General features: G+C 37.0%; 18 protein-coding genes. 6 read left to right on the top strand and 12 right to left on the bottom strand.

The window, feature by feature from the left end:
* Window positions 1-29: 29 nt before the first annotated feature.
* Window positions 30-1,121, top strand: coding sequence for an AI-2E family transporter (locus G532_RS0107650; RefSeq protein ID WP_027964272.1), 1,092 nt, complete (start codon window positions 30-32; stop codon window positions 1,119-1,121).
* A 38-nt stretch (window positions 1,122-1,159) separates the two neighbouring features.
* On the opposite strand, the gene G532_RS0107645 is transcribed toward G532_RS0107650, so the two are convergent.
* The 8 genes from G532_RS0107645 to dnaE all read right to left on the bottom strand — a co-directional run bounded on the left by G532_RS0107645 (window position 1,160) and on the right by dnaE (window position 11,789).
* On the bottom strand, window positions 1,160-1,558 hold the full coding sequence (locus tag G532_RS0107645; protein WP_027964271.1) for an FxsA family protein: 399 nt from the start codon (window positions 1,556-1,558) through the stop codon (window positions 1,160-1,162).
* Window positions 1,559-1,638: 80 nt separating this feature from the next.
* Window positions 1,639-3,399 carry a pyruvate kinase gene (pyk, locus tag G532_RS0107640; protein ID WP_027964270.1) on the bottom strand — a complete coding sequence of 587 codons (1,761 nt, stop codon included), beginning with the start codon at window positions 3,397-3,399 and terminating at the stop codon, window positions 1,639-1,641.
* A 30-nt stretch (window positions 3,400-3,429) separates the two neighbouring features.
* Window positions 3,430-4,389 (bottom strand): 6-phosphofructokinase, encoded by a 960-nt coding sequence (gene pfkA / locus G532_RS0107635; RefSeq protein WP_027964269.1) that lies wholly within the window; start codon window positions 4,387-4,389, stop codon window positions 3,430-3,432.
* Between the two features lie 159 nt (window positions 4,390-4,548).
* On the bottom strand, window positions 4,549-5,514 hold the full coding sequence (accA, locus tag G532_RS0107630; protein WP_027964268.1) for an acetyl-CoA carboxylase carboxyl transferase subunit alpha: 966 nt from the start codon (window positions 5,512-5,514) through the stop codon (window positions 4,549-4,551).
* Window positions 5,514-6,371, bottom strand: a complete 858-nt coding sequence (gene accD, locus G532_RS0107625) for an acetyl-CoA carboxylase, carboxyltransferase subunit beta (RefSeq protein ID WP_027964267.1) — start codon at window positions 6,369-6,371, stop codon at window positions 5,514-5,516. The genes accA and accD overlap by 1 nt, the downstream gene beginning before the upstream one ends.
* A gap of 100 nt (window positions 6,372-6,471) precedes the next feature.
* A complete protein-coding gene (locus G532_RS0107620) occupies window positions 6,472-7,062 on the bottom strand; it encodes a FadR/GntR family transcriptional regulator (RefSeq protein WP_027964266.1) in 591 nt (196 codons plus the stop codon).
* A gap of 31 nt (window positions 7,063-7,093) precedes the next feature.
* The gene (gene ystJ / locus G532_RS0107615; protein ID WP_156882565.1) at window positions 7,094-8,296 is read right to left on the bottom strand and encodes an NADP-dependent malic enzyme; all 1,203 of its coding nucleotides are present in this window, start codon (window positions 8,294-8,296) and stop codon (window positions 7,094-7,096) included.
* Window positions 8,297-8,447: 151 nt separating this feature from the next.
* Entirely contained in the window at window positions 8,448-11,789 is a 3,342-nt protein-coding gene (dnaE, locus tag G532_RS0107610; protein ID WP_027964264.1) for a DNA polymerase III subunit alpha, read from the bottom strand.
* 129 nt (window positions 11,790-11,918) lie between these two features.
* Between dnaE and G532_RS0107605 the strand changes: the two genes are divergently transcribed.
* The 3 genes from G532_RS0107605 to G532_RS0107595 all read left to right on the top strand — a co-directional run bounded on the left by G532_RS0107605 (window position 11,919) and on the right by G532_RS0107595 (window position 13,066).
* Window positions 11,919-12,248 carry a YtrH family sporulation protein gene (locus tag G532_RS0107605; protein ID WP_027964263.1) on the top strand — a complete coding sequence of 110 codons (330 nt, stop codon included), beginning with the start codon at window positions 11,919-11,921 and terminating at the stop codon, window positions 12,246-12,248.
* On the top strand, window positions 12,248-12,760 hold the full coding sequence (gene ytrI, locus G532_RS0107600; protein WP_027964262.1) for a sporulation membrane protein YtrI: 513 nt from the start codon (window positions 12,248-12,250) through the stop codon (window positions 12,758-12,760). Before G532_RS0107605 ends, ytrI begins: the two co-directional genes overlap by 1 nt.
* 120 nt (window positions 12,761-12,880) lie before the next feature.
* Window positions 12,881-13,066, top strand: a complete 186-nt coding sequence (locus G532_RS0107595) for a YtzJ family protein (RefSeq protein ID WP_027964261.1) — start codon at window positions 12,881-12,883, stop codon at window positions 13,064-13,066.
* 263 nt (window positions 13,067-13,329) lie between these two features.
* Here G532_RS0107595 and G532_RS0107590 read toward each other — a convergent pair whose 3' ends face one another.
* Entirely contained in the window at window positions 13,330-14,295 is a 966-nt protein-coding gene (locus tag G532_RS0107590) for a DHH family phosphoesterase (RefSeq protein ID WP_027964260.1), read from the bottom strand.
* A 103-nt stretch (window positions 14,296-14,398) separates the two neighbouring features.
* Between G532_RS0107590 and G532_RS0107585 the strand changes: the two genes are divergently transcribed.
* Entirely contained in the window at window positions 14,399-14,695 is a 297-nt protein-coding gene (locus G532_RS0107585) for a YtpI family protein (protein WP_027964259.1), read from the top strand.
* Here the strand turns inward: G532_RS0107585 and G532_RS0107580 are convergent.
* Complete coding sequence (locus G532_RS0107580; RefSeq protein ID WP_027964258.1) at window positions 14,692-15,996, bottom strand: DRTGG domain-containing protein; 1,305 nt, start codon at window positions 15,994-15,996, stop codon at window positions 14,692-14,694. The two genes, G532_RS0107585 and G532_RS0107580, sit on opposite strands and share 4 nt — an antisense overlap.
* An 87-nt stretch (window positions 15,997-16,083) precedes the next feature.
* Entirely contained in the window at window positions 16,084-16,764 is a 681-nt protein-coding gene (locus G532_RS0107575) for a metal-dependent hydrolase (protein WP_027964257.1), read from the bottom strand.
* A 128-nt stretch (window positions 16,765-16,892) separates the two neighbouring features.
* Here G532_RS0107575 and G532_RS0107570 point away from each other — a divergent pair, with 128 nt between their 5' ends.
* A complete protein-coding gene (locus G532_RS0107570; protein ID WP_027964256.1) occupies window positions 16,893-17,987 on the top strand; it encodes a M24 family metallopeptidase in 1,095 nt (364 codons plus the stop codon).
* 70 nt (window positions 17,988-18,057) lie between these two features.
* On the opposite strand, the gene ald is transcribed toward G532_RS0107570, so the two are convergent.
* Window positions 18,058-19,170 (bottom strand): alanine dehydrogenase, encoded by a 1,113-nt coding sequence (ald, locus tag G532_RS0107565; protein WP_027964255.1) that lies wholly within the window; start codon window positions 19,168-19,170, stop codon window positions 18,058-18,060.
* Window positions 19,171-19,182 lie beyond the last annotated feature (12 nt).

The raw sequence follows: 19,182 nt of genomic DNA, 5'->3' as shown, positions 1-19,182 counted from the left end.
TTTAGGAAACGGTTTGAAGGAGCAATGAAATGGAGCTTATTAAAAAATTATTTATTATCCTTATTGTTGGAATTCTAGTAATCGTTTTTGTTCATCTTACTTTTCCATTATTATTACCAATCTACATAAGTCTTCTCCTGGCGATCTTAATTGCTCCTGGAGTTCGTACTCTCGAAAAAAATCTTCCTATAAGTCGCGGAGTAGCTACTCTTTTAATCTTATTAACCTTTGTAGCGTCCATTATTGGATTGGTTCTCTTGAGCATGCATGAAGCAATTCAGTTCATTCAATATTTCGGCTCCAACTCAAAAGAAGTTTTTCATACGTTTTTTACTAATATCCACGAAAAACTTTTTTCATTCATTGAAGCAGCCCAAGCTTCCTTGGAAAAAATACTAACCCTAATAGGAATAGAGAATAAGACTATATCTAAAGATCTCACTCAAGATTTTTTAGTAGAAATCCAAGAGAATTCTCATACATGGGTTATAGACATCCTACAACGACTTTCCATTATTCTGCTCGACGTTCTTCAAAGTAGTTACATCATACTGTTTATATTAATCGGGACGTATTTCATTAGTAAAGACGGTCCAAGTTGGATTAACACTTTAAAAAAACACGTACCTCCGATCTTCATTGCTCAAATAGAGTCCATTGAAAAAGAGGGAAAACGTTTAACCAAAAGCTATATATTAGCCCAAATAATTTTATTATTCCTAACAGGCATAGTTGTTTATATCGGCTTATCGCTCTTTTCTTTCGAATATGCACTAGCGTTAGCTTTTCTAGCTATGTTACTTGATATGATTCCGTTAATTGGAGTGGCAGCGATTTTTATTCCTTGGTCTTTATATGCACTATTGACGAATGACCTCATCACTGGCATTCAACTACTCACCATTTACACTGTCATTTTGATTATAAGACATTTAGTTGAACCTAAAATTTTAGGTGCTACTTTAGGTACGCATCCATTTCTCATATTATGTATCTTATATATCATGCTTAACCTCTATGGGCTATCTGGGGTTTTATTAAGTCCAATGATTATTCTGCTTCTAATCACCTTACGTAATGCTAGAGTGTTGGAAGCACTTTATAGCTACATCATAAAATAATGATTAGAAGTAGTAATGAAACTACTCCTAATCATTCATTAGGGCTTTCTTCTAATAACAGTAAATGTTCCCTTTTTAACCATAGCAAGAACTATTCCTTGGACGTACTTTTTAACTGGTCGTCTAGTCGGCGGTAGTAATAATAAGAATCCGAATAAGTCTGTTAGAAACCCTGGTGTAAACAATACAATAGCACCTACTAATATGAGGATGCCATCGAAGATTTCCTCTCTCGGTACTCTTCCACCTGCCATTTCAAACCTTGCTCGATTTAAAGTCGAAAGTCCTTGTTGTTTAGCTAACAGAGCTCCAAAGATCCCTGTTAGGATAATTCCGATTAATACAAACCAGATATTCAACACATTACCTAACCAAACAAATAATGCAATTTCTATTGCAGACACTACAACAATTAATACAAATAGTATACGAAACATGCGATTCTCCTTTCAGTCAAACTTTAAAGGCATATACGTTATTTTACCTTTAAAAAATCTGACTGGTAAAGCTAGATGAATTACAATACGATAGTTTTCCCTTGATATACATGACCATTGGATGGATCAACTGTGATTTCTTGCTTGTTAGATATTTGATCCATGGCATGTTTTGCTCCGATAATTACAGGTATATTTAAATTCAATCCAACTACCGCCGCGTGGCTAGTTAACCCACCTTCTTCAGCAACAATTCCACTCGCTTTTTCTACAAATGGCATCATTTCTCTGTCGGTTCCATGAGTGACGATAATGTCACCAGGAGTAAAGTCTTTCTCTAAATCAGTAACCGAATTAGCGACGACGGCTTGTCCAGTGGTGCCTGACTTTCCGATTCCCTGTCCTTTAACTACTACGTTTCCTACCACGTGAACTTTGATTAAGTTTGTTGTACCACTTTCGCCAACAGGAACCCCTGCAGTAATAACAATACGATCACCGTGATTAAATAATTTGGTTTCTAATCCTTTTTCAACCGCTAATGCTAGCATTTCATCTGTAGATTCTACGGCCCTTCCTAATAATGCATGAACGCCCCACACTAAACTTAATTGACGACTAACATGTTGCTTCGACGTGATGGCAACAATACTAGCATTTGGTCGATACTTAGAAACAGTACGTGCTGTATTTCCACTCTCCGTTGGTGTGACAATTGCTTTTACTTGTAAATCGCTTGCTAAACTAGCCGCAGAGTGACTAATGGCGTCTGTAATTGTACGGTCCATAGAAGCAATTAACTGATTTACAGAATCATATTGGTCAATCGAATTCTCCGTATAGACTGCAATATTGTTCATGGTTTCAACGGATTCCAGTGGATAATCTCCCGCTGCTGTTTCCCCAGAAAGCATAATTGCATCCGTTCCGTCATAGATTGCATTCGCAACATCACTTGCTTCTGCTCGAGTAGGACGAGGATTTCGTTGCATGGAATCTAACATTTGTGTAGCAGTGATAACTGGCTTTCCTGCCATATTACATTGTTGGATTAAATTCTTTTGAACCAACGGCACTTCTTCAGCTGGAATTTCCACACCTAAATCTCCACGCGCTACCATAATTCCATCACTTACTCGAATAATTTGTTCAATATTATCCACACCTTCTCGGTTTTCGATCTTTGGGATAATTTGAATATGATCCGCATGCTTTTTTTCTAGTAATTCTCTGATCTCTAAGACATCTGAGGGTCTACGAACGAATGATGCAGCAATAAAGTCAATTCCTTCTTCAATTCCAAATTCAATATCCCGAGCATCTTTGTCAGTGATACCAGGTAAATTGACACTTACATTTGGAACATTTACGCCTTTACGATCTTTAATAAAGCCTGTGTTCATGACTTCTGTTGTTATTTCACCAGCATCCTGATCAACAGAGATTACTTTCAAACCTATGAGTCCATCATCTAATAAAATTGTCGCGCCAGCTTCCACGTCGTGAACAAGCCCATCATAAGTTACTGAAAATTTATCTTTCGTACCTTCTACTTCATCCATGCAAACAGTAACAGTTGAGCCTTTTACAAGTTCAACTTCATCTTCTTTAAAGAAGCCCGTACGAATTTCAGGTCCTTTTGTATCCAGTAAGATTGCTATGGTGTTATTTGTTTCTTCTGCTGCTTGACGAATATTTTTAATACGAGCACGATGCTCATCAAAATCACCATGTGAAAAGTTTAATCTTGCAACATTCATTCCAGCATTCATTAAATTCTTTAATGTATCTAAGTCTTCTGAGGCTGGTCCGATTGTACAAACTATTTTTGTCTTCTTCATTTTTGTTTCCTCCTAGTAAAACATACAATATTAAATGGATAATTGGTTAGATAGTTCTAATAATGAATGGTCTATTTTGTGTTCTTTTTGAAGTATATCAATAATGTCATGATGAACTAAATGATTATTTTCTATTCCAACCATACGTCCTTTGTGTCCATCCATTAATGTATTAACAGCAAAAGCACCTAATCTGCTAGCTAACACACGGTCGTTTGCAGTTGGTGACCCACCGCGCTGCGTGTGTCCTAAAACTGTTACTCGAGTAGATACTTGTAACTCTTCTTGAATTTTATTTGCATAATCAACGGCGCTTCCTACTCCTTCTGCAACCATGATAATACTGTGCCTTTTTCCGCGTTCATGTCCACGACGGATTTTTTCGATAACGCCTTCAAAGCTTGTATCCGTTTCTGGTATTAAAATACTTTCCGCCCCACCAGCAAGTCCTGCCCATAAGGCAAGGTCCCCGGCATCTCTTCCCATTACTTCAATTGCATAAATGCGTTCATGGGATGTTGCTGTATCTCTGATTTTATCCACTGCTTGGATAACTGTATTTAAAGCCGTATCAAATCCGATAGTGAAATCAGTACCAGGGATATCATTATCAATGGTTCCAGGAACACCGATACAAGGGTATCCTTGTTCAGTCAGTTTTTGAGCTCCTCGGAATGTACCATCCCCACCAATTACAACTAATCCATCAATATGATGCTTTTGTAATTGCTTAATTGCTTTCTTTTGACCTTCTAAAGTCTTAAATTCATCTGATCGAGAAGAATATAGTACAGTTCCACCTTTTTGAATGATATCACCAACAGAACCTATATTCATCTCTTCTATATTTCCTTCAATTAACCCTTGATAACCATAATAAATACCGTAGACCTTCACTCCATTATAAATACAGCTTCTTACGACAGAACGAATGGCAGCGTTCATACCGGGAGCATCGCCACCACTAGTTAAAACTCCAATTGATTTCATGATCTTTCACCTCTATTTTAGTTACAACCGTTTGTATAACATATTCTAAAGCAATGAAGCGATAAAATCTAATGTAATTTAGCTTAAGATCAAATCTACTTGTAAATTGGTAAAAACATAGAAAAAAGGAGCAAAATATTTTTCGCTCCAATTTACAAGTTATGATTCAATGGTTGAGGAAACAGCTCCGATACGCTGATATTTCTTCCAGCGTTCATCTAACAATTGCTCGTCCGATAACTGCCTTAAATCCTCAAGAGCAGAGTCGATCACATGCTTAATTTTATTAGCTTGCATAACTATGTCTCTATGTGCTCCACCTTGAACCTCTTCTATAACATCATCGATAACTTCTAACTCTAATAGATCTGGTGCGGTAATCTTCATTGTTTCAGCAGCTTTTTGAGCTAAATTTGAATCTTTCCACAATAATGCAGCTGCCCCTTCAGGAGAGATTACGGAATAAGTAGAATTCTCAAGCATATAAATTCGGTCACCAACACTAATTCCTAATGCTCCACCGCTTCCACCTTCGCCAATCACAATACATATTACTGGAACGGTAAGCCCTGCCATTTCTCGTAAGTTTTTGGCAATTGCTTCACTTTGACCACGTTCTTCAGCTGCTTTACCTGGGTATGCACCTTTCGTATCAATAAAGGTGATCACAGGGCGGTTAAACTTATCAGCTTGATGCATTAATCGAAGGGCTTTTCGATACCCTTCTGGATGGGGCATACCAAAGTTACGTTTAATATTCTCTTTGGTATCCTTTCCTCTTTGGTGACCAATCACAGTAACTGGCCGGCCATTAAATTCAGCTATACCTCCAACAATTGCTTCATCATCCCCATAATAACGATCTCCGTGCATTTCTAAGAAATCCTGAAAGATGTATTCGATATAATCCAATGTAGTGGGACGCTCAGGGTGGCGAGCCATTTGGACACGATCCCATGGCTGCATATTTCCATATACTTCTTTCTCTAAACGAGCAAGTCTTCTTTCTAATGTAGCAATTTCTTCTGATAGGTCGACATCACTATCGCTAGTAAAGTTCTTTAACTCTGCAATTTTATCTCGTAATTCAACGACTGGTTTTTCAAAAGGAAGTACATGCTTCATTATTTATCCCCCCTGTCCCTATGTAATTTTAATAAAGTAGTTAGCGTACTTTTCATTTCTGGTCTAGGTATGACACGGTCTAATTGCCCATGGTCAAATAAAAATTCTGCCGTTTGAAAATCATCTGGAAGCTTTTCACGAATGGTTTGTTCGATAATCCTTCTTCCAGCAAAACCGATAAGCGCTGCTGGTTCGGCAAAGTTATAGTCCCCTAATGAAGCAAAACTTGCAGAGACTCCTCCAGTTGTAGGATTAGTCATGTAGGAAATGAACAGACCACCATTTCGGCTAAATCGTTCTAAAGCTACAGATGTTTTAGTCATTTGCATTAAACTAAGCACACCTTCTTGCATACGTGCTCCACCTGAAGCTGTAAAAATTATAAACGGTAAATTTTCTTTTTCAGCTCTTTCAATCGCAAGTGCAATCTTTTCCCCAACTACTGATCCCATACTCCCCATCCGAAAACGGGCATCCATAATTGCAACTGCAGTAGGTTGTCCATTAATTTCACCTTTACCTGTAACGATTGCTTCATTAATTCCAGTCTTTTCTTGATCTTTTTTCAGTTTTTCAAGGTATTCAGGAAAATCAAGTGGATTCTCAGAAACTAGTTCATGATCCCACTCTATAAAAGTCCCGTGGTCCAAAACAAGCTCTATCCGTTCACTTGCTTTCATTTGATGGTGATAAGAACAACCTGGACACGTAAAAAAATTCTTTTCTATCTCTTTTCTATAATAAATTTTACGGCATGATGGACATTTAACCATGACCCCTTGAGGAATATCATCAAGTTCTGTTTGGTTTGTAATCGTTGCGTATTTTCGTTTTCTATTAAACATATTTTTTATCAATGTTGCTTCCTCCTTTGACCATTACATCACTCAATATATCGGAATTTGAGATAGAAGTCTGTCAAATCTTCTCTTCGTAACTAAATAAATAGAAATAAAGTTAATAGCTTGATGCATGTAATTTAATAGCTTGGTCACGTTCGTCATTATGAATATAAGAATAAAGTTGCTCGTAATACGTTTTCTCTTGAATGGCCACAAGCTGAGTGTTAGAAAACCCTTCGACTAAATGCCATATTTTCAGTAATAATTGATTGTTAATCGCTTCAAACATGGGCAGAAAAAATGCAGTGTGTCTTTCTTCTGGTTTAACAGAACGCCATTGGAATGCATCAGCTACTTCTTCTATATTTACTTGTTCCAAGCACTGTTTCTCAAGCATAAATTTCACATCAAGTAACTCTTCTTTCGTTCTTACTTCTCTTAATACAAAAGTAGAAAGCAACTCTACGGAGTGGTATGGCCGGTAAGTACGTAAAAAAGTGCCTTCTCCATGTTTCGTTTCAATCAATCCCAATAATTCTATCGCTCGCAATGCTTCTCGCACAGAAGAACGTGCCGCATTTAGCTGTTCAGATAGTTCTCTCTCTGAAGGTAAACGATCGCCATCTTGTAGTTCATTTACCTCAATAAATTCCCTAATTTGTGTGAGAACCTCTTGATACACTTTCAATTTTGCTTGATTCGTCATTTTGGCACCTCATTACAAGCGAATGTTTATTTTACTTATTTGCATTGACTAATTCTTCTGTGCGTTTCTTCACTTCTTCTGGATCAACATTAACCCTCGCAACGCCTGATTCCATTGCTGCTTTTGCTACAGCTGCTGCAACAGTTGGAGCAACTCGCTCATCAAATGGATCAGGTATAACATAATCAGGGGATAGTTTATCTCCTACTAATTCTGCAATTGCTTCAGCTGCTGCTACTTTCATTTTTTCATTAATTCTAGTAGCTCTTACATCTAAAGCACCACGGAAAATCCCTGGAAAAGCGAGCACATTATTTACCTGGTTTGGAAAGTCTGATCGACCTGTACCTATTACTTTGGCTCCCGCTTCTTTTGCATCTTCAGGCATAATTTCAGGGTCAGGGTTAGCCATAGCAAAAATTATTGGATCGTCATTCATTTTCTCAACCATTTCTTTTGAAAGTAACCCTCCGACACTTACACCTATAAAGACATCGCTCTCTTCCATTATTTCTTCGAGGCTTCCTGCTTTTCGGTCTTTATTTGTCATGCGGGCAATCTCATCTTTCACCTCGTTCATACCATCAGAACGACCTTCATAAATTGCTCCTCTTGAATCACACATAATAATATCTCTTACACCAAAATTATAAAGCAGCTTAATGATAGCAATGCCAGCTGCCCCAGCTCCGTTTGTAACTACACGAATTTCTGAGAAGCTTTTACCTGATAGTTTCAGCGCATTAATAAGACCTGCAACGGTTACTATGGCAGTACCATGCTGATCGTCGTGGAAAATTGGAATGTTCATTTCTTTTTTTAATCGTTCTTCAATAATAAAACAGTTCGGAGCTGCAATATCTTCAAGATTAATTCCTCCAAAAGTTGGTTCCATTAACTTGACAGCCTGAACGAATTCATCAACATCATGGGTGTTAAGAGCAATCGGAAACGAATCAACACCAGCAAATCCTTTAAACAATGCTGATTTCCCTTCCATTACAGGAAGAGAAGCTTCTGCTCCGATATTTCCTAGACCTAACACTGCTGACCCGTCTGTAATAACCCCTACCATATTACCTTTCATGGTATAGTCAAACACAGCATCTTTATTATCATATATTGCTTTACAAGGCTCTGCTACGCCTGGAGAATATGCTAAACTTAAGTCTCTTGCATTCGTAATAGGAACTTTTGAATATGTTGCCAGTTTCCCTTGATTGATTTTGTGCATATGAAGTGCTTCTGCTTTTAAATTAGCCACATAGATCGCTCCTTTTATTTCTTCGGTCCGAATAATGGTCGGACCACTAACGAAATTAATTATAACAAACTAATATTGCATGTAAAGTAATAATTGTTAACTGCAATATTAGTTCATCATACTAACTTTCTGTTTTTAATACCACGTCAGACTCTCCTAATATTTCTTTTAAGTCGGCCAATAAACTATTATTAGGTTCCACATCATAAGAAGCTGTTAATCGGTAGGTTTTCTTCTTACTTTCTTCATAGACGATTACTGGCACTTCACCTGGAGCTTGCTTTAACACACTTTGAATCGTTTCTAATCTCTTCCCCACCTCCGCGTAAGATAAACGAAGATATAATCGCTGTTTACTATTGGAAGGGATGGCATCAAGATCTAAAGGTTGCAGTTGTTCAATAATTAATTGTTTTTTACTATTTCGTTGATCTAACTTTCCTTTCACGTATACTAATTGTTCATCTTTTAACCATCTATGAACATCACGGTATACTTTCGGAAAGATTACACAATCCATTTCTCCTGTTTCATCCTCAAGTGTTGCGAAAGCCATTTGCTCACCTCGTTTAGTGCGAATAGATTTTATTCGTTCTAAAGAAGTTGCTGTGTGGTACATTTTTTTGATTGGCTGTTGAGCAAGTTCATTCAATGGCATATACAAATTTCGATTCAACCAACGTCTAATATGAGTAAGTGGATGAACGCTTAATCGGAATCCTAAAACTTCTTTTTCCATACTTATTTGTTTAAGTGGGGGAAAAGGTTCAACTGCTGAATAGTTTACATTCATTTTGAACAACTCGTCTTCCCAGTTCAACTGCTCATCCATATCCGAGAATAATTCCCCTTGTTCTAGAGCTTGTACAAGCGATGCTAATAACTGGGCACGATTATGATTCGTTTCATCAAAAGCACCAGCAATAATTAATGTTTCAAGCGTAGATTGATTCACCACTTGTAAGGATACGCGCTGACAAAAATCAAATAATTGTTTAAAAGGTTTGCTACGTCTAGCGCGAATCAATTCATCGTATGCTTGTTTTCCAAACCCTTTAATAGCTAGCAATCCAAATCGTACTTGTTTCGACGTATGCACAGTGAATTTTCCATAACTATTATTAATGGAAGGCGGTAAAACTTCTACCCCCATTTGGTTAGCTTCTTTAATAAACTTCTCTAACTTATCAGCATCATGCATCACAGAGGATAAAAGTTCCGCATAAAAGTAGGCTGGATAATTCGCTTTGAAATAAGCAATTTGATAAGAAATAACCGAATAAGCAACTGCATGACTTTTGTTAAACCCATAATCTCCAAACTTTTCGATCCAGGAGAAAACTTCTACCGCAATTTCATATTCATAATTATTTTCTACTGCCTGATCTACAAAACGCGTCTTTAAATCTTGAATGGCTTGATGATCTTTCTTGCTTATTGCTCTTCTTAATAAATCAGCTTCACCTAAACTAAAGTTTGCTACTCGGTTAGCAATTTGCATGACTTGTTCTTGATAAACTAAAACTCCATACGTATCTCCAAGAATATCCTTTAAACTCGAGTCTATATATTCCACTTCTTCTATTCCATGTTTTCTTTTTGCAAAAGTCTCAATAAATTGCATGGGTCCTGGTCTGTACAAAGCATTAACTGCTACAATATCTTCGAGCCTGGTTGGTTTCACTTGTTTCAAGGCATTTTTCATCCCATCAGATTCCAATTGAAACACACCAGTCGTAAGTCCACTTCTTAATAACCGGTACGTACGTTCATCTTGTTCAGGTATAGTGTTTAGCGACAGTTTTTTTCCTTCTTTTTCATTAATTTGTCTAATCATTCTTTCTAACAATGTTAAATTGCGCAACCCTAGGAAGTCCATCTTCAATAACCCTAAAGCTTCTAAATCTCCCATTGGTAATTGGGTTAGCAATTCATTCGATTGCCCCTGCATCATTGGAATTTTCGACAAAAGAGACTCGTTACTTATAATAACACCTGCAGCATGAATCGAATGATGCCGTGGTAACCCTTCAATAATGATTGCAGCTTGGAACATTTTTATCAGTTTATCTGACTGTTTTATATAAGTTTTTATACCTTCCTCTTGTTGAATGAATTCTTTCAAGGAAGAAATGTTAGCTGGTAATTGTTTAAGTAAATAGGTCACCGTTTCTCGTTCAACCCTAAATACTTTACTCAACTCTCGAATAATGGATTTCGCTTGAAACGTTCCGAACGTAACAATTTGGGAAACTCGATCATTGCCATACTTCTGTTTCACATAGTGCAGTACCTCTTCTCTCCGGTAATCTGAGAAGTCAATATCAATATCTGGCATCGTCGCTCGTTCTGGATTCAAAAAACGCTCAAACAATAGATCATGTTTTATTGGGTCCACTTCTGTAATGTTTAATAAGTACGCAACAATAGAACCGGCAGCAGAACCACGACCAGGTCCGGTTAGAATATTACTTTTCTTAGCAAACCTTACAATATCCCAAACAATTAAAAAGTAATCTGCGAAATTCAAATTAATAATTATATCTAATTCTTTATATAATCGCTCATAGGCATCTTTATGAGAATCTTCCTCATATAAAATGGGAACTTTACTTTCACAAATTTCTTTTAACATCGTTTCGGGGGTTTTATCTTCCGTCGGATAACTTGGCACTGTAAACCAATCACCATCCATCTCTACTTGACATTGTTCTGCAAGTTGATTGGTTTGCAAAAGAGCATCATGCCAAGTAGAACGAATTGTCTCAGGGAGTTCCTCATATCCTTTTAATGGGTTTCCATGTAATTCAAAGGGGGCCTCTTCATTAAACATTTCACTTTTATCCATTGCATGAAGTGCTTCATATCCGATTCTTTCATTAGAGTATAAATAACGGACATTATCTGTGATCACTGCCCGATCCGCATATGTTTTACCATTTCGATTTAGCCAGGCTTGAATTTGGTCTTGTACCTCAGAAGGTCTAACATCTATATACCACTCATCAATATTAGTTGATAACTCTTGAAGTAGCGTGTGAACCCCTTCTTCTTGCTCTAAGTATATTAGTTCTTCAGCAAATGTTTCATATAAAGAAATAATTTTTATAAGATCACCAGAGTCAATTATATCTTGAAACATAAGGTCCTCTTGGTTGATTTGTTTTTTATTTGAAAGGTGGACAAGCGATTGATACCCCTTAAAATTTTTAGCCAGTAAAATAAATCGAACTGGACGATGTTCATTTGGGACATATACATCGCAAGTCATACCAATAATCGGCTTAATATTAGCTTTTTTACATAAACGGATAAACGGAAATACTGCATGCAATACTTCGTGATCCGTTAACGCCAACGCGGAGAAATTTAACTCTGTTGCTCGCTTAACTAGTTGTTCTAGTTTTACTGTACTCTCCATTAACGTAAAGCAACTGTGAATTTGTAATGGTGTATAGTTCATTTTCAACCGCCTTTGTTCTTGAGACCTCTTTACATTATATCGAACTACTCCACAACATAAAATCTTTCTCATATTTTTCTATGAAATTTCATAGTTTTAAATAAGACAAGCTCGAATGAGGTAGATTATATGGAAGAGCGATTTATTTTTGCATTAATTAAATGTTTTTTCATATCATTCGGTGTATTAATGGGTGGGGCTTTCTTTGGAAGCTTAAGTGCCTATATATCTGGCCAACCACCTATAACAGAATTAGAAATCGCAGCTAAAAAACTGAGAATATGGGCAATAGTAGCAGCAATCGGCGGAACCTTTGATGCTATATCCACCTTCGAAAAAGGTATTTTTGAGTCTTCTACCATTGATGTAATGAAACAAATACTATTAATTATTATGGCTATGGGTGGGGTAAAGTCAGCTTTAATGATTATTAGTTGGATTACAGGAGAGCTATCCTAATGCACTTACCTCCCCTTCATAAAAAAAAGAACTGGCAAAGAGTGTTTATTGGTTTTATATTTGGTGTCATGTGTGGGTATATGATCTTTTTATATATGTACGGTGTACACACAGAAAGATGGATTGAATCAAACCTTGAAGTACGAGAGCAACTTCATAAAGTCGAACAAGAAAATGAGTTATTGAAAAGAGATCAAGATGATTTTAATAAAGAAAGCGAAGAAAAATTAACGATCCAATCAATCGAAGTGGAATGGTTGAATGAAGAAGATTTAGGATTAGACCGATTTACTACACGGGCTTTAGAAGAGTCTATTCATCAAGAATTAAATTCAATTATGGGACAAAACATTGCCTCTGTATCAGAGCAACGTCTGATTTTAATTCGCGCAATAGAGAATAAATTATACACCGTACGAGATTTAAACTACACATTAACAATTGATCATATAACCATAGCTCCTACCCTTATACTTTCTATTAATATTGCTGTCGACTCCTCTGCGACCTAGTTTTGTAACATTCTATTCAAAAAATAATGATCATTTTATGAACGTTACAAGTTTCAGCAATATTTTTGTATGAATAGGATATACTAATACTAGATAAAATTATTGTAAGAGGTGAGGAGTATGTTTGTCGTCCATAAGCAACAGTTAGCAAATGAAAAAGTAGATCGATTAAAGAATGGTTATTCTGCTTATGCAGAAACAGAAGAGCTCATCCGTTTAGTGAAAAGAAGAATTCAACATTTAAATCTAGATATTTTTGAAGATCACACGGATCTCGGTTCTTGGTTCATTCCGAACAACAATTAAAAAAAATTGATCTACTTTTAAATTCCACTTGCAGTATATAAAGAGGCTGGAACAATATAAAGTGTTTATATGGAAATCCAAACAAAGCTTATGAAAAGCGGATGAAATAGACGGAGACTCCTGCGGGAAATAGAGCTCAGGTGAGACCCCGGAATGCGTAGCATGAGGAGGCTCAGCAGCTCCCCGCGGAAAGCGCAGTCTATTTCAGGAGCGAGTTAGTCGCACCACATTTCATTGTTCGGATTAATTATGAATATAGACACTTATTTTTGTTCCAGTCTTTTTTCTTGTTTATATTCTTGGCATGTTGCCTCTAAAACTTGAACTAACTCATCCGCTTCTTCCCACGAAGAAACTTTTGCTCCAGAGGCCATTGGGTGTCCACCACCATTGAACTGAGCTGCAACACCGTTAATAACAGGGCCTTTAGAACGTAGCCTTACTCGGATCACTTCCTCATCTTCAACGAAGAATACCCAAGCTAAAACCCCTTGAATATCTCCTCCGATTCCAACAAAGCTATGTGTTTCTTCGGGAGAAACGTGATAACGTTCTAACACTTCCTTCGTTAACTTAAACGAAGCAGCACCACTCTCGCTTGGTTCCATGCTCTGAAGTAGTTCCCCTTTAAATTTTGCGACAGATAAAGGTACTTGATACATGCTTTCATATAGTTGTTTCCGGTCAAAGCCGTATTTTACTAACTCTTGAGCCGCTTCAAACGTACGCTCTGTCGTACTTGGGAATAAAAACCTACCTGTATCTCCAACAATTCCTGCGTATAAGAGGCGAGCCGCTGATTGATTTAATTTAAACCCAGAAATTCTCCCAGCTTGATATAACTCAAAAATCATCTCGGAGGTAGAAGACGCTTCCGTATCTACCCAATTTATATCCCCATATGATTCGTGATTCGGGTGGTGATCAATTTTAATTAGCTTCTTGCCATCTTTATAACGTTGATCACATACACGTTCTTCATTAGCGGTGTCACAAACAATTACTAATGCATTCTCATAAGCCTCATCTGGAACTTCATCCAATCTAGCCAAATAATGCAAAGATTCTTCTTCTAGTCCTGCTAAATACACCTGTTTTTGAGGATATGTCTCTTTAAGTATTTCAGCCAACCCTACTTGCGAACCATAAGCATCAGGGTCTGGTCGAACATGTCGGTGAAGGATAATTGTCTCAAATTCTTGAATAGCTTCGATAATTTCTTTTTTCATAATTACAATCCTTTCTCACAAATTGTACACTAGTATTTTTGACTGTAACGCTTTACAATAGACACGTAAAGAAAAACTTACCATAGTCAAAGGAGTTGCCACTGTGCCAGTATTAATATCAATTATAGTAGTAGCATTCATATTATATATTTATTTCAAAGTAAGGATCTTCAATTATCGTGATCCTCTTTATATGCATTATACTAACGGAAAAGCTCGTATAGCATTAGGAATTTTTATAGGAACTTTTGGAGTTAATCAATATCTCTTCTATCAAACCCAACTCGTGCTATTTATTTGCATCATTTTCTTAGCATTTGGGGTTGCTCAAATGGTTTATGGGTATAAGGTCTTTAAGCATTATAAAGATGAAATATTAAAGGCGGATCAATCCGATTAACGATTTATAAATTGGGTCATGACCATTGCTTTTCCTACAAGTTCTTCATCTGAATACACTTGTACGTCAAGCTTTGCGAATTTCCTTCCCATCTCTAATACTTCAGGGATAATATTTAGTTTACTACCAATCTGTACAGGTCGCATGAAGAAAATCGAAATATTTTCGATTACCATGTCACCTGTATTTTCTTTTTGCAGCGTCTGATTAACAACCTCTGTAACGAAGGAAGCAAATACACCGTATGACAACGCCCCAAGTTGATTGGTCATTTGTGGAGATACTTCTGTAGTAAATGATTGTTTCTTTTCATCAAAGAATAATTGTTTTTGGATTAAATCATCTAACGTTTCCCCAATTTGTGGTTGCCTCTGACTACTTTGTAGACCTTTAATAACATCCTGCCTAGTAATGACCCCTTTAATCGTATAGTGTTCATCTACGACCGGCATAAATTCAATTCCTTGCCAAACCATTGTATGAGCAGCATTAGCAAGAGAAGTAGTTGGTTTTACTACAATAGGGTCGGAAGCCATCACCTTTTCAATTCGTGTAGACATACTCTTACCAATAATATCTTTTGATGTAATAATACCAATGATTTTATTTTGCATGTTTACTACTGGATATCTACTGTGGTTTGTTTCCTGATTTAGTTGATGCCATTTTTCCACTAAATCTTTATCTTTTAACACTGTCGTCTCTTCGATCGGTGTATAGATGTCATCCACATTGACGATCTCTTTCTTTATCAATTGATCATATATAGCACGATTGATCATTGCAGCTACAGTAAATGTATCATAGGAACAAGAAATAACCGGAAGTTCATAGCTATTTGCTAATTCTTTCACGTGGTCTGTTGTGTCAAATCCTCCCGTGATTAATATTGCTGCGCCAGCTTCTAATGCTTGCTCTTGGGCTTTCACACGATTACCTACGATTAGTAAAGAGCTCTTTTCCGTATATCGCATCATTGCTTCTAATTTCATCGCACCTATTACAAACTTGTTTAGGGTTTTATGTAAACCTGCTCTTCCACCCAATACTTGCCCGTCTACAATATTCACAATTTCTGCAAAGGTTAATTTTTCAATATTATCTCTTTTCTTTTGCTCAATACGGATTGTACCAACACGTTCTATGGTGCTAACAAAACCAGCATTCTCTGCTTCTTTAATAGCACGATATGCAGTCCCATCACTTACTATTAGTTCTTTTGCAATCGCACGCACAGAAATCTTCGTCCCAATAGGAAGGTTTTCGATATAATTTAAAATTTGTTCATGCTTTGTAGCCATATCCCGTCTCACATCCATTCGATTTCCATTATACCGTGAAAATTAGAAAACCGCCATAAAGTGGCGGCTTTCTGTGTGACATGATTATTATAAGTTTAATTCGTCACCTGGACTCATCACTTTCCCTACGCTAGAAGATAAGCTGTTAACGAACTTTTCTGGATCCTGTTTAATGACTGGGAAGGTATCATAATGGACTGGAACGACTTGTTTTGCCTGAATCCAATCGACTGCCAACTTAGCATCTTCAGGGCCCATCGTAAAATTATCCCCAATTGGGACGAACGCTAAATCAATATCGTTTAAATCACCAATCAATTTCAAGTCAGAAAATAGACCGGTATCGCCAACGTGATAAATCGTTTTTCCTGCTATAGTTAGTAATATTCCTGCAGGCATACCTGTATAAACAATTGTTCCATCTTCTTCTTCAAAACTGGAACCATGGAATGCTTGTGTGAATTTCACTGTTCCGAAATCAAATTCGTGCTTGCCGCCGATGTGCATCGGATGAGCATTTAACCCTTTTGATCCCATGTAATTTGCTAATTCAAATGGAGCAACTACTAAGGCATCATTTGCTTTAGCGATTTGAACGGTGTCACCCACATGGTCATTGTGTCCATGTGTGAGAAGGATGACATCTGGCTTTTGGTCTTCCACCTTCAAATCACATAATTCATTACCAGAGATAAATGGGTCGATTAAAATCGTTTTCCCTTCATTTTGAACTTTGACTACTGAATGTCCATGATAACTTACTTTCATGAATATACCTCCTTGGAATTGTACGAACTTTTTCTTTTGAATTTCAATTATTCAATATGCTTTCATTTCTTTCTTTCCCTCGTTCCGTTAAAATAACACATAAAGATAAAAATTTTAGGAGGAACATAATGAATAATCGTTTAAATCGCTTAATGGAAGTCTTACACGAAAATGAACTAAATGGGTATTTTATTAATTCCAAGGAGAATGTGTTTTATTTTACTAATCTGTACGCTGAAGCGCATGAACGATTAATCGCTCTCTATGTCGATACAAATGGGAATGCTGCATTAATTGTTCCTGCTCTAGAAAAAGAAGATGCCAAAAATGCTGGGTGGGATCAGGACATCATTGCATACTTCGATGATGAAGATCCTTTTGAAAAACTAAATCAATGGTTAACAGGTAAGAATCTCTTACCAACTTCCATTGCCATAGAGGAAACATCCTTAAATGTAGCTAGATCAGCTAAATTAAAGGAAATTCTTCCGAATGTAAATTTAGTTAATGGAGAAAATCATTTAAACCAACTAAGAGTCATTAAATCTAAAGTAGAGATTGAAATATTAAAAGAAGCGGCTGCTTTTGCTGATTTTGGAATTGAAACTGCTGTAAAACATATTTCCCCTGGAAAAACAGAGTTAGAGATCATTGCGGAAGTTGAATATGCTTTAAAGCAAAAAGGGATCAGAAATATGTCATTCTCTACTTTGGTTTTAACTGGAGAAAAAACAGCCTCTCCTCATGGGAATCCTAGTTTAACTGAAATTAAACACGGCGATTTTGTTTTAATGGATTTAGGAGTAGTTCATAAAGGATACTGTTCGGATATCACACGTACTGTAGCCGTTGGAGAGGTATCCACTCACCAAAAAGAAGTATATGAAACTGTTTTAGAGGCGGAAAATACCGCACTAAAGCAATGTGAAATCGGCATGCCTTTGGGCGACATTGACCGGACAGCTAGAGATATCATTACAGACGCTGGATATGGAGAATATTTTACTCATCGAATCGGTCACGGCTTAGGAATTAATGTGCATGAGTTCCCATCAATGGCTGCTAATAATACAGATCAATTAAAAGCAGGTATGACATTTACGATTGAACCAGGAATTTATATGCCAGGAGTTGGTGGAGTTAGGATTGAAGATGACGTATTAATGACAGAAGACGGGGCAATACCGCTAACAAAATATCCTAAAGAACTACAAATAATATAAAAAACTCCGAGCTTGATCCCCTTACATAAGGTAGATTTGGCTCGGAGATTTTTTGATCTTTCAAATTGCTCTATAGTAAATCATCTATTTCTTTATATTCTAATTTATGTGCATCAGCAACTGCTCTATAGGTCACATAACCATCCAGTGTGTTTAAGCCTTTACGAAGGATAGCGTTGTCATTCATTGCACACTTGTACCCTTTGTTAGCAAGCTGTAATGCATAAGGCACAGTCACGTTTGTCAGACCAATCGTTGACGTTCGAGGAACTGCTCCAGGCATGTTAGCAACCGCATAATGTACAACACCATGTTTTTCATACGTAGGTGCATCATGGGTAGTAATACGATCAACCGTCTCCACAATCCCACCTTGGTCAATTGCCACATCGACAATAACAGAACCTGTTTTCATTTGTTTAATCATTTCTTCTGAAACTAATTTAGGTGCTTTTGCTCCAGGAATAAGCACGGCACCAATTAATAAATCAGATTCACGAACTTTTTCTTCGATGTTTAATGGATTAGACATTACCGTATTAATCTGTTTTCCAAATACATCATCCAATTCTCTTAAACGATCCGGACTTAAATCAATGATAGATACATCAGCACCAAGGCCAATTGCTATTTTAGCAGCATTCGTACCTACTACGCCGCCTCCAATTACAGTAACTTTTCCGCGTGGAACTCCTGGAATACCACCTAGTAAAATCCCACTCCCGCCGCGAGATTTTTCTAAGAATTGTGCCCCGATTTGTGATGCCATTCTTCCAGCCACTTCACTCATTGGAGTTAACAACGGTAAAGACCCGTTATTAGCTTCTACAGTTTCATAAGCGATTGCAACTACTTTGTTGTCAATCAATGCTTTTGTTAACTCCGGCTCTGCAGCTAAATGTAAATAAGTAAACAGAATTAATCCTTCATAAAAGTAACCATATTCCTCTGGTAATGGTTCTTTGACCTTCATTACCATTTCTTTACTCCATATGTCATTTGCAGAATCTAAAATAGTTGCTCCAGCTTCTTTGTACTGCGCATCTGTAAATCCAGAACCATCTCCTGCATTGGTTTCTACAAACACCTCATGACCAGATTCTTTAAAAGCCACTACTCCAGCTGGGGTTAAGGCTACTCGATTTTCATTGTTTTTTATCTCTCTAGGAATCCCAATTTTCATGAGAAACTACCT

The organism is Halalkalibacillus halophilus DSM 18494, from assembly GCF_000423105.1.
Classification (GTDB): domain Bacteria; phylum Bacillota; class Bacilli; order Bacillales; family Alkalibacillaceae; genus Halalkalibacillus; species Halalkalibacillus halophilus.
This window is presented reverse-complemented; position numbering and strand designations above follow the sequence as displayed.

Coding starts and splice junctions, on each gene's coding strand:
- ald (WP_027964255.1), bottom strand. CDS start 19,170: ATGAAAATTGGGATTCCTAGAGAGATAAAAAACAATGAAAATCGAGTA.
- G532_RS0107605 (WP_027964263.1), top strand. CDS start 11,919: ATGGAAGAGCGATTTATTTTTGCATTAATTAAATGTTTTTTCATATCA.
- G532_RS0107645 (WP_027964271.1), bottom strand. CDS start 1,558: ATGTTTCGTATACTATTTGTATTAATTGTTGTAGTGTCTGCAATAGAA.
- G532_RS0107575 (WP_027964257.1), bottom strand. CDS start 16,764: ATGAAAGTAAGTTATCATGGACATTCAGTAGTCAAAGTTCAAAATGAA.
- G532_RS0107570 (WP_027964256.1), top strand. CDS start 16,893: ATGAATAATCGTTTAAATCGCTTAATGGAAGTCTTACACGAAAATGAA.
- ystJ (WP_156882565.1), bottom strand. CDS start 8,296: ATGCACAAAATCAATCAAGGGAAACTGGCAACATATTCAAAAGTTCCT.
- G532_RS0107650 (WP_027964272.1), top strand. CDS start 30: ATGGAGCTTATTAAAAAATTATTTATTATCCTTATTGTTGGAATTCTA.
- dnaE (WP_027964264.1), bottom strand. CDS start 11,789: ATGAACTATACACCATTACAAATTCACAGTTGCTTTACGTTAATGGAG.
- accA (WP_027964268.1), bottom strand. CDS start 5,514: ATGAAGCATGTACTTCCTTTTGAAAAACCAGTCGTTGAATTACGAGAT.
- ytrI (WP_027964262.1), top strand. CDS start 12,248: ATGCACTTACCTCCCCTTCATAAAAAAAAGAACTGGCAAAGAGTGTTT.
- G532_RS0107590 (WP_027964260.1), bottom strand. CDS start 14,295: ATGAAAAAAGAAATTATCGAAGCTATTCAAGAATTTGAGACAATTATC.
- pfkA (WP_027964269.1), bottom strand. CDS start 4,389: ATGAAATCAATTGGAGTTTTAACTAGTGGTGGCGATGCTCCCGGTATG.
- G532_RS0107595 (WP_027964261.1), top strand. CDS start 12,881: ATGTTTGTCGTCCATAAGCAACAGTTAGCAAATGAAAAAGTAGATCGA.
- pyk (WP_027964270.1), bottom strand. CDS start 3,399: ATGAAGAAGACAAAAATAGTTTGTACAATCGGACCAGCCTCAGAAGAC.
- G532_RS0107580 (WP_027964258.1), bottom strand. CDS start 15,996: ATGGCTACAAAGCATGAACAAATTTTAAATTATATCGAAAACCTTCCT.
- G532_RS0107620 (WP_027964266.1), bottom strand. CDS start 7,062: ATGACGAATCAAGCAAAATTGAAAGTGTATCAAGAGGTTCTCACACAA.